Genomic DNA, 10164 nt, shown 5'->3' with positions numbered 1-10164 from the left:
TATTCTGCTCGGACTGGTTCTCCGCCATGAAGTCCCGGATCCGGTCGCGGCTCACTTTCAACCGCTCGATGAACTCGTCGCGCCCGTACTGATGTTCGATGAAGAGCAGCGTGAAGTACGTGGCGAAACCCTCGCTCAGCCAGACGTCGTCCCAGTCGTATTCGGTGACGGCGTTCCCGAACCACTGATGCGCGACCTCATGGATGATCACGTTCCGCCAGCGCACGTCCCGCTCGCCCGTGACCGAGGCGTCGCCGTAGAAGATGGCCGTGGCCGCCTCCATCCCGCCTCCGACGCTGTTCGACTGCACATTCGCCAGCTTCTCGTACGAGTAGGGGCCGACCATGTCGCCGTAGAATTCCATCGCCTGCTTCGTCGGCACGGCGAAATCGTGGAAGCCGGCGTCGCGATCCTGGGCGTACACCCATGTCTGGATCGGCACGCCGTTGTAGTAGTCCACGGTCTGCACGGCGAAGCGGGCCGCCCCGAGCGCGTACAGCCAGGTCGCGATCGGGACGGACTGCCTCCAGTGTGAGCGGCGCGTGCCGTCCAGGAGATCGGTCTCCTCGATGAGCAGTCCGTTGGAGATGACCTGGTAGTGGGCCGGCGCCGTGACGATGAGTTCGTTCGTGGCCTTGTCGTACGGGTGATCGATCGTCGGCAGCCAGTTCCGCGCCTTGTTGGGCCAGTTGTCGCTGAAGAAGGTCCGGTCTCCGTGCTTGTTGGGCCCGATGATGAGGCCGGTGGCGGGAACGCCCTCGTACACGACCGTGACCTGCCGGCGCTCGCCGGCCTCCGCGGGACTCGCGAGCGCGACGAAAAGCGCGTCGCCCCGGTGCTCGAACTCCAGCGCCCCGTCCGCTCCCGCTACGGTCTGTACGCGCATGCCGGTCCCGTCGGCATTCTGCTCGATCAGATCCAGCCGCACCTCATCGATACCCGCCTCGAGGAAGCGGAGATCGATCGTCGCCTCGCCCGAGATCATGTCCGTCTCGTCGCTCAACGTGAGCGCGAACGCGTAGTTGAGCGCATCGATCGCCGGGTTCTTCGGATACGTGTCCATCGCCGCCCGTCCCGAAGCTGGCTCCCCAGACGGCTCCGGCCCGATCCCGCCCGGTTCCGGAATCTGGCGAAACCCGTCGTGGGACGAACCCAACGCGATCGATGAGACCAGCAGGAGCGACAGGGCGTATTTCATCGGCACCTCGTAGCAGCAGTTCCGCGTCCGCCCCCAACCTGCACCGCAACGCCCTCTCCCCGCACCTCCCGCGTGAGCGGCCGTCTCCGGTAGCGGCGCCTACTGCCGCCCGCGTCGTCCCCGAATCGAATTGACGGACCGCTCAACTCGTCGGTAGCCTGAGACATGCCCTACGACCGCCTTGGGACTGCAGCGGAATTTGATCAGTTGTACGACCAGCGGGTCAGGACGGCGGCCTTTGGGTGGCTTAGCAGTCAGCGCGCTGTTCACGGCGACGTGCTTCCGCGGCGCCCTCTCCTCGAGGAGGGTTTCGAGTTCCGGGGACATCAAATCCACCTTGTCGGCCCACAGGGGATCTTCAAGCCGCGAACGATGGCAGTCCCGTTGTCCATTACAACGACTCCGTCGGGACCCTACAACGATGCGTTCGGGCCCGGTCACGTCCTTCGCTACCGCTATCGCGGCAACGACCCCGACCACCACGAAAACGTGGGCCTTCGCACAGCGATGACCTACCACCTTCCGTTGGTCTATTTTCACGGCCTTCTCCCCGGCAGGTACTTCGCCGTATGGCCGGTGTACGTGGTTGGAGATTCCCCGGCGTCGCTGACTTTCTCCATCGAGGTCGATGCCGAGGGGATGCGTCTTGCCTCGGCCTCAACGCGGGTATGGGAGAGCGCGGACATGCGTCGAGAGACGGCACTGCGCCGTGAGTATGTGACGGTCGAGACTCGCCGGAGACTGCACCAGCAGGCGTTCCGCGAGCGGGTTCTCAAGGCGTACAGACGTCAGTGCGCACTCTGCCGTCTCCGCCACGAGGAGCTACTCGACGCCGCCCACATCATTCCCGATACCGAGCCGGAGGGAGAGCCCGAAGTAAGAAACGGTCTAGCGCTTTGCCGACTGCACCACGCGGCCTTCGACCGGTTCTTCCTCGGCATAAGTCCTGACTACACCATCCAGGTCCGCCCAGCGATCCTGGCGGAAAAGGACGGCCCCACTCTCCGACACGCCATTCAGGGTCTCCATGGCCGGCGCATCCTTCTTCCTCGAAGTCGCTCCGACCGTCCCTCGCCCTCGTCGCTTTCCTTCAGATACGACCGCTTCCTGGAGCAGGCGGCCGCCCTCTGATCAGCCCGGAGGATTCCCATGTCGGTTCGTTCAATACTTGCCTCGCTACTGGTATTCACCTGCTGCGCCATGTTGCCGTATTGCCTACCGGCTGCTGCGCAGGAGACGATCGCGATCGTCGGGGCTACGGTCATCGACGGGAACGGGGGCGAGCCTCTGTCGGACGCCACCGTCGTCGTGGAGGGCGCCCGCATCGTCTCGGTGGGGCCGAGCGCTTCCACCGCGGTGCCCGATGGGGCGCGGGTCATCGACGGGGCGGGGAAGTTCCTCACGCCCGGCTTCGTGGATACGAACGTGCATACGAGCCTCTACGGCGCCGGATTCGGCAAGCACCGGAAGGAGAATGCCGTCTTCTACTGGGAGCGCGGGGCGGAGATCGCCCTCGAAGCCGCGCAGATGCACCTGAAGCACGGCGTGACGCACCTGCGCGACAGCTACGGCCAACTCCCGCAACTCATCGAAGTGCGCGATGCGATCGCGGAGGGACGCGAGATCGGCCCGCGGCTGCAGGTAGCCGGCAACATCGTCGGCTGGGGCGGCGCTTTCTCCGTCACCTTCTCGCTCATCGCGGACACGGATCTGTCGCTGTGGGAGGAGCAGTTCTCGGACCACCTCGCGCAGGGCGCCGGCGAGGACCTCATGGACATGTATCCGGAGGAACTCCGCGTCGCGATCAACGACTACCTCGACAAGGGCGTGGACTTCGTGAAGTACGGGGGTAGCAGCCACTGGTCCTATCCGACCATGATCGGCTTCTCCCCGGAGGCGCAGCGGGTGATCGTGGAGGAGACCCACAGGCGCGGACTCGTCGCCGAGACGCACGCCACCAACCCCGAAAGCCTGCGCCTCGCCGTCGAAGCGGGCATCGATCTCATCCAGCACCCGGAGGTCCTGGCCGGACGGCCCTATTCCGACGAGTTGCTGGCGCAGATCCGTGAGCGCGGCGTGATCTGCTCGATGCTCGTGAACACGATCACGGGCGCGGCGTGGGAGCAGCACCTTGAGGACGTGGCCGCGGCCGAGGCGCGCTTGGCTAGCGAGGGGAGGTCCGCGGAATGGGGACGCCTGCGAAGGCCCGTCGAACGGGAGAAGACGTCGTTCGAACTGCGCCGCGAGCGCAACGCCCTGGGCCATGGCAACGCCATGCGCCGCCAGAACGCGAAGAGCCTCATCGACGCGGGCTGCATCGTCACGCTCGGCACCGACAACTTCCCCGCCGCCGACATCCAGTTCCTGCGCGAGCCGAAGCCGATCTGGCAGGAACCGGGCATCGGCACGCTGATGGCGATCGAAGGCCTCGTCGAACTCGGCATGACCCCGTCGGAAGCCATCATGGCCGGCACCCGCAACGGAGCCGTCGCCGCCCGTGGCCTCGACGACTTCGGCACGATCGAGGCTGGCAAGTTCGCGGACCTCGTCCTCCTCGACGCGAACCCCCTGGACGACATCCGCAACATCCGCCGGCAGGCGATGGTGATGAAGGAAGGAAAGGTCATCGACGTCGATGCCCTCCCGACAAGTCCGATCATGTTCGTCCGCTGACGGGACCGCGGAGGCGTCCGACGGGCCTTGTCCCGAATACGATATTGCTTGCCCATATGGCACGATATGGGTAATATGGGTCGATGAAGACGACGATCGATATCCATAGCGAGCTTCTCGTCCGGGCCAAACGGTACGCCAGCGACAACCGTCGTTCCCTCCGATCCGTCGTTGAAGAGGGGTTGAGACGGGTACTCGAGGCGAGGCCGACCGCCTCCGGTTACCGGATGCCGGACTGCAGCAAGGGGGACCCCCGCGACGCAGATCCCCTGGCAGCCTACACCTGGCAGGATCTCTCGGAGATGATCTACGAGCCGGGAAGGATCTACCAGCATCCCGGTGCCCGGTGATCGCGGTAGACACCAACATCCTCGTTTATGCGCACCGCCGGGATTCGTCCTTCCACGAGTCGGCGCGCGACATGCTGGGGATGCTGACGGAGGGCGACCGCGCGTGGGGCATACCCTGGCCCTGCTGCTACGAGTTCCTGAGCATCGTGACGAACCGGCGCATCTGGCGCGACACGGTGACGGAGCCCGACGAGGCCTGGACCCAGCTTCGCGCCTGGACCGAGTCGCCCTCCAACCGCTTGCTCGGAGAGACGGACGGTTTCCTCGACCTGTTGGAGCGCTTGGTCACGCGCCGGCGTGTCCGCGGTCCGCTCGTGCACGATGCTCGCGTGGCGGCGATATGCCTGGCCCACGGCGTGGAAGCTCTGCTCACGCGAGATCGCGATTTTGCGCTCTTCCCGGAACTGGTGACGCGGGACCCCTGGCGAGACCGCCCCGGTTGAGACGACCGGCATCCCGCGACACAGGCGTCGGGACAGTCCGAGACCGCCGGACGGCTCCCGGACCCAAGCTACGGCAATCCCACTGCCGACCCAGGAACTCAGCGACTCCGGCGTAGTCGGCGCCGACACTCGGGATGCAGCGTAGACACCAGGCGATTGAAGTGCGCACGCATCCACTCGACGGCTTCGTCAAAGTCGCGGATCTCCTGTCCGGCTACGAAAGCCGTGCTGCGACGGAACCCCAGCCGCGGTTGGCTGTACTTGTTGTCCCACCGTTCCCATCCGTCGAGTACGCTTCCAAGTCCCTCAGCATGGTCCACGGCATCGACGATCTCATCGAAGATTCTTCCCTCTTCCGGGAAGCCCGCACGCCTCGTCAGATAGGTTCCGATACTGGATCCGCTACGGTCCAGGTAGGCACCGAACGAGATGCCCCACCCTCCGTGCCCCGATCCCTCGACCTTCACCCAGACAGTTGCACCCCTGGAGGACTGCGGTATCTCGGGTCCGGGGTCGTCAAAGGCGAAATCTCTCAGCACCGCCGTCCAGAATCGCTCGTTTTCATCCTCCCTCGGCGATGACTCGTGCTCTTCAATCGGGTCGTCGTCGGTCTCCTCCATGATCGTCCTGCGAACGAGAACCGTGCGGGGCAGGAGTTCGGTCCGCGCCAAAACTCGCGGTTGGATGATCAGATCTTCTCCATCCGCACGTCGAAAAACGGCGGCTTCGACGAGCGCGAGATTGAAGCGGAGGCCGCTGTGTGCCTGAACGTAAGCGACAATGTCCTCGACTCCCTCGCGGATTCCGTCGCCGATGATCAGAAGCAGGAATTCGCCCCGTTTCAGCCGGCGAGCGACGTTATCGACGAAGACATGCTCCCGGACGTTGCGGTGCGCGGCGGAAACGATTTCGAACGGCGACCGTTTGGTTCGATTCCTGACTTCCCGCTCCAGGTCGTCGTAACTCCACGACGCGAGCACGCGGGCGTAGTCGAGGATCTGGCCGATGACTTCCCGGCGCGCGTCCGGGTTCCTCCAGAGTTTAAACTCGGCAAGGATGATTCTCCCGGTGGGCGTCAGAAACAAAGCATCGGCCGATCCGGCCCGCGTGCCGAGTTCCATGCAAACCGGAACTGGATCGCCGTACGCTGGATCGATCTCACCGAGCGGCAGGATGTCGGCGTGGCGGAACAGGACTTCTTGCAGGCGGCCCTCGTCGAACAGACCTTCGCCTCCGGTAGACCCAACCGGAATGTGCTGCCAAGTAGTTTCCGCGGTGAGGTCTTCGTTCAACTGAACGAGGTTTCCGTACATCTCGCACCCTTCCGTGTACAGTTCTGAGGAGCAAGGCGGACTTGGCAGAGTCCGATCCTGGATCGGGATGCAAGATAGCGGAAACTCATGGAGCTCCCCACCGACCGCATCTCGTCGCGACCAGGCGGGCTAGCGGAGCGACGGGACCCCCCGTAGAGTCTCGCGCATGGATCTCAAGCTGAAGGGGAAAGTTGCGGTCGTCACCGGCGGGAGCCGGGGGATCGGCCTCTACATCGCGCGGGCGCTGGGGGCGGAAGGCGCGCGGCTGGCGCTGTGTGCGCGCAACCGGGAGCCGCTCGAAGAAGCGGCCGAATCGCTGCGGGCGGACGGCGTCGCGGATGTCGTCACGGTGGCCTGCGACATCGCCGAGGAAGGCGGTGCGGCGCAGCTCGTCGAGGCGGCGGTCGACCGCTACGGGGCGCTGGACGTGCTCGTGAACAACGTCGGGGGCAACCGGCGCGGGAAGTTCGAGGAGACGAGTGACGAGGACTGGCTGGACATCCTCCAACTCAACGTCCTGTCGGGCTTCCGGGCCAGCCGGCTGGCGATCCCGCACATGCGGGCGGCGGGCGGGGGGTCGATCGTCTTCGTGTCGTCGGTCTTCGGACGCGAGAAGGGCGGTCCCGGACTCTCGATCTACAACACCACGAAGACGGCGCTGATTTCGGCCGCCGGGATCATGGCGCTGGAACTCGCCAAGGACGGCATCCGCGTGAACTGCGTCGCGCCCGGCTCTATCCAGTTCCCCGGCGGGAGCTGGGACAAGCGCGTGAAGTCGGACCCGGAGGGGATGCGGAAGTTCGTGGAGGCGAACCTGCCGCTGGGGCGGTTCGGGCGGGCCGACGAGGTGGCGGATGTCGTGACGTTCCTGGCCTCCGAGCGCGCCAGCCTGGTCACCGGAGCCTGCATCGCCGTGGATGGCTCACAGGGCCGCTCGCTCGTCTGACCGGAGCCGCCTGAACCCCGGCGTCGCGCCCGTTCAGGTTGAGGCGACGCCCATTTGATCCCAAGTTGATCCTTGCCCGGAGGTTGGTGCGGAAACGGCACGCGGCCGTCGCGTCGCCGCCGCACGGAAACCTCGACGGGAGCTCGAACGATGGGATTGGACGTGGCCGGAATCATCACCCTGATGCTGACCATCATCAGCGTGGGCGCGGCGGTCGGCGCTTTCACCCACGCCGCCATCCGCAAGCTCAGCGGCGAGATGAAGGAAATGCGCGGCGAGATGAATGGATTCCGAGCCGAGTTGGGCGGCGTCCAGGAAAGTTCGCGCGGCGAGATGAAGGGCCTCCAGGAAGGGCTTCGAGGCGAGATGAAGGGCCTCCAGGAAGGGCTTCGAGGCGAGATGAAGGGCCTCGAGGAAGGGCTTCGCGGCGAGATGAAGGGCCTCGAGGAACGGCTGCGGGGTGAGATACGCGGCGTGCGCGATGAGCTGCGGGGTGAGATACACGGCGTGCGCGATGAGCTCCGGGGCGAGATACAGGCCGTGCGCAACGAGCTTCGGAGCGAGGTACGGGGCGCCCGCGACGATCTCCGGGCCGAAATCGCGGAAGTGCGCACCGAACTCCGCGGGGTCGAGGGTCGGCAGACCGGTCGTGTGACCCGCCTTGAGGACAAGGTGTTCGGAGTCCCACTTCAGGACCCCGCCGCCGGCCCGGCCTGACACGGCCGCCGGAGTTGCGGCCCGGGCCTTCGCCGCGGGCGGCTGCTAGCTGCTAGGCGAAGCGGACGAGTTTCACGTCGAGGTCGCGGGTCGTTTCCCCCGGGGCCCTCCACTGGATGAGGATGGGGCTCTGGTAGGTGCCCCACGGGATCTCGCCGTTCCCATCCCCGTCGCGGTCGATCACGGGAAGGCTGATCTCCCGCCTGAGGCCCTGGAAGCGGCGCACCGGAAGCGCCACCGCCCGGTTCAGCACCCGCGCGATCACGGATTCGTCCACGCCGATCCGTTCCAGGACCCGATTCATGATGTGGACGGCCTCCACCGTGGCGGTGTCGAGGACGGGGCCGGGAGAGGTTCGCAGCACGGTCGTGCCCATTCTGGCGACGTTCAGCGCTTTCCCGGACAGCCGCAGCGCCTTCCCCGGCAGCCGCAGCGCCTTGCCCGGAAGTGACAGCGGCGTTCGCAGGATCTCCCGGCCCTGATCGGCCATGAATCGCAAGGGGCTGAGAAGCGCGCCGCGAAGATCCTGCGTCATCAACAGGGGCTCGAACTCGTTGACCGTCAGGCTGGCGTTGGTCTCCTGCGGCGCCAGCGAGACATCCAGTCGCCCGAAGGAGACGCCGTGTTCCTCGACCAGGTCCTGTAGCCGATCCACGAACCCGGCCTCCGGTTCCCTGAGGTCGATGGCATCGATGGCCCGCGTCGAGGCTTTGACGCTCAACTGCGTTTGGGCCACGACTTCCTCCGAACCGTATCCCACGACCGTCGTCCGCCTGTTGCGGGTGCCCCCCCTGTGGACGCCATCGAGATCGACGAACCAGACCGGTCGCCCTTCTTTGTTGTCGTACGAGGTGGCGCTCTGGAGCCCGGCGCCGATGAACGTCAGGTGCGAGTCCGCGTTCTCCGGCTCCGTGGCCTTCTGCTCCTCCGACAGCTCGGTCCGCAGCTCGAGTTCATCGTGCTCGTATCCCGCGTTGGGCGGAAAAATCTCGAGGAAGACCTTGATGTATTCCCGCAGCCTGGTCCGGTCGTTGTCGAGCCGCTGCGCGAGCCGCTGGTCCAGGTATCCCGCCGTCGTATGGTGCGAGACATAAAGCGCCTTCGGATAGCGGGCGAACTCGGACCCGAACTCCTCGGCCAGCTTCGCGCGCACGTCGATGAAGTCCGTGCGGGACGCGGGCCTGATCCCGAGCGTGGCCTTGAACGGTGGATCCGATGACACGCCTACGACACCTCCTCCTCGAGCTGTCTCGCTGTCCAGCCGGCGCCTACGGCCGCCAGAGCCACCCGTGGCGGTCTTCTATCCGCCCCGTCTGTATCCCGTGAAGCTCCGCCTTGAGCCGTGCGGCAAGGGAGTCGGGACGCTGCGGAAGCAGGACATCCGTCCCGTCGAGGCCGAGGCGGTCGATGGGCTGGACCGTGGCGGCCGTTCCCGAGCCGAACGCTTCGTCCAGGGTGCCGGCGGCGTGCGCCTCCAGGAGTTCGTCCACCGCGATCCGGCGCACCTCGCACGGGATCCCGAAGTCCTCGCACAGCCGGATCAGGGAGTCGCGCGTGACGCCCGGGAGGATCGTCCCCTCCAGCGGAGGCGTGATCGCGGTCCCGTCGATGACGAACCACATGTTCATGACCCCGCACTCCTCGACGTACCGGCCCTCGTGGCCGTCGAGCCAGATCACGTTGTCGTACCCCTGCTCCTGCGCCTGCTGGGAGGCCAGCATCGTCGGCCCGTAGTTGGCCGCGGGCTTGTGGCCGCCGGTACCGCCGGGGAAGGCCCGCACGAACTTGCGCGTCGTCACGAGGCTGACCGTTTCCGATCCGGTGAAATAGAGCCCGACGGGCGCGGTCATCAGGACGTACCGGAACGAGCGGCCCGACACGACGCTGAGCGTCGGATCCGTGCTGAAGTAGCTGGGGCGGATGTAGAGCGCGCCCTGTTCGGCGGTAGGCAGCCAGCCGCGGTCCACGTCGAGCAGTTCCCGCATCGCGTCGAAGAACAGATCCTTCGGGAGTTCCGGCATCACGAACCGGGTCGCCGTGCGGTTGAACCGCTTCTGGTTCATGTCCGGCCGGAAGACCGCCAGGTCCCCCTCGGGGGTCATGTGCGCCTTGAACCCCTCGAACATCGAGACGGCGTACTGCAGCCCCTTCGAACTCGGGTAGATCGGCATCGGGCCGTAGGGCCGGATCTCCGCGTCGGTCCATTCGCCATCGATGTTGTCGGCCACGAACATGTGGTCCGACCAGATCGAGCCAAACGGAAGGTTGTCGAAGTCGACGGATTCGAGCCGTGAACGCTCGACGTGTCTGAGGGGAAACCTCGTGGTGATCGTCGCCATTATCTCTCGCCTGTAGTCAGTCGCATGTATCAGTCGTCGTCGGCTGCCCACCGGTTCCGCGTCATGCCCCTTGCGGAGTCCGGGATGGGCAGGATGCGACAGCCTAACGCGCACCGTCCCGCCCTGCCAACCGCTGGCGACCTCGCCGGAGCGGGCGGCTACTCGCGGGCCGAGCAAGCTGTTAG

General features: G+C 65.9%; 10 protein-coding genes. 6 read left to right on the top strand and 4 right to left on the bottom strand.

The features are described 5' to 3' along the window. Positions 1-1198, bottom strand: a 1198-nt coding sequence (locus tag RN901_RS09005) for a M1 family metallopeptidase (RefSeq protein ID WP_310757938.1), incomplete at its 3' end; no start/stop codon positions are given. Positions 1199-1363: 165 nt separating this feature from the next. On the opposite strand from RN901_RS09005, the gene RN901_RS09000 reads away from it, so the two are divergent. The 4 genes from RN901_RS09000 (at position 1364) to RN901_RS08985 (ending at position 4664) form a co-directional block, all read left to right on the top strand. Continuing rightward, positions 1364-2329: an HNH endonuclease gene (locus tag RN901_RS09000; protein ID WP_310757937.1), complete on the top strand. Its 966-nt coding sequence runs from the start codon at positions 1364-1366 to the stop codon at positions 2327-2329. Between the two features lie 18 nt (positions 2330-2347). Beyond that, positions 2348-3871 carry an amidohydrolase family protein gene (locus tag RN901_RS08995; protein WP_310757936.1) on the top strand — a complete coding sequence of 508 codons (1524 nt, stop codon included), beginning with the start codon at positions 2348-2350 and terminating at the stop codon, positions 3869-3871. An 83-nt stretch (positions 3872-3954) separates the two neighbouring features. Then, entirely contained in the window at positions 3955-4221 is a 267-nt protein-coding gene (locus RN901_RS08990) for a hypothetical protein (protein WP_310757935.1), read from the top strand. Continuing rightward, positions 4218-4664, top strand: coding sequence for a TA system VapC family ribonuclease toxin (locus RN901_RS08985; RefSeq protein ID WP_310757934.1), 447 nt, complete (start codon positions 4218-4220; stop codon positions 4662-4664). Before RN901_RS08990 ends, RN901_RS08985 begins: the two co-directional genes overlap by 4 nt. A gap of 98 nt (positions 4665-4762) precedes the next feature. Here RN901_RS08985 and RN901_RS08980 read toward each other — a convergent pair whose 3' ends face one another. Further along, positions 4763-5956: a hypothetical protein gene (locus tag RN901_RS08980; protein ID WP_310757933.1), complete on the bottom strand. Its 1194-nt coding sequence runs from the start codon at positions 5954-5956 to the stop codon at positions 4763-4765. Between the two features lie 187 nt (positions 5957-6143). Between RN901_RS08980 and RN901_RS08975 the strand changes: the two genes are divergently transcribed. Together RN901_RS08975 and RN901_RS08970 are read left to right on the top strand one after the other, a co-directional pair. After that, positions 6144-6923 (top strand): SDR family NAD(P)-dependent oxidoreductase, encoded by a 780-nt coding sequence (locus tag RN901_RS08975; protein WP_310757932.1) that lies wholly within the window; start codon positions 6144-6146, stop codon positions 6921-6923. 150 nt (positions 6924-7073) lie between these two features. Beyond that, positions 7074-7640: a hypothetical protein gene (locus tag RN901_RS08970; RefSeq protein ID WP_310757931.1), complete on the top strand. Its 567-nt coding sequence runs from the start codon at positions 7074-7076 to the stop codon at positions 7638-7640. A 52-nt stretch (positions 7641-7692) separates the two neighbouring features. Here RN901_RS08970 and RN901_RS08965 read toward each other — a convergent pair whose 3' ends face one another. Further along, positions 7693-8862, bottom strand: coding sequence for a hypothetical protein (locus RN901_RS08965; RefSeq protein ID WP_310757930.1), 1170 nt, complete (start codon positions 8860-8862; stop codon positions 7693-7695). A 46-nt stretch (positions 8863-8908) separates the two neighbouring features. Then, positions 8909-9979 carry a branched-chain amino acid aminotransferase gene (locus RN901_RS08960; protein WP_310757929.1) on the bottom strand — a complete coding sequence of 357 codons (1071 nt, stop codon included), beginning with the start codon at positions 9977-9979 and terminating at the stop codon, positions 8909-8911. Between the last annotated feature and the right edge of the window lie 185 nt (positions 9980-10164).

It is taken from the genome of Candidatus Palauibacter soopunensis (assembly GCF_947581735.1).
GTDB classification, from domain to species: domain Bacteria; phylum Gemmatimonadota; class Gemmatimonadetes; order Palauibacterales; family Palauibacteraceae; genus Palauibacter; species Palauibacter soopunensis.
The sequence above is the reverse complement of the archived record's forward strand: the minus strand, read 5'-3'. Positions and strand labels throughout refer to the sequence as shown.

Bases quoted from the DNA above. Each gene is read 5' to 3' on its own strand.
- RN901_RS09000 (WP_310757937.1), top strand. From the start codon at position 1,364: ATGCCCTACGACCGCCTTGGGACTGCAGCGGAATTTGATCAGTTGTAC.
- RN901_RS08995 (WP_310757936.1), top strand. From the start codon at position 2,348: ATGTCGGTTCGTTCAATACTTGCCTCGCTACTGGTATTCACCTGCTGC.
- RN901_RS08990 (WP_310757935.1), top strand. From the start codon at position 3,955: ATGAAGACGACGATCGATATCCATAGCGAGCTTCTCGTCCGGGCCAAA.
- RN901_RS08975 (WP_310757932.1), top strand. From the start codon at position 6,144: ATGGATCTCAAGCTGAAGGGGAAAGTTGCGGTCGTCACCGGCGGGAGC.
- RN901_RS08970 (WP_310757931.1), top strand. From the start codon at position 7,074: ATGGGATTGGACGTGGCCGGAATCATCACCCTGATGCTGACCATCATC.
- RN901_RS08960 (WP_310757929.1), bottom strand. From the start codon at position 9,979: ATGGCGACGATCACCACGAGGTTTCCCCTCAGACACGTCGAGCGTTCA.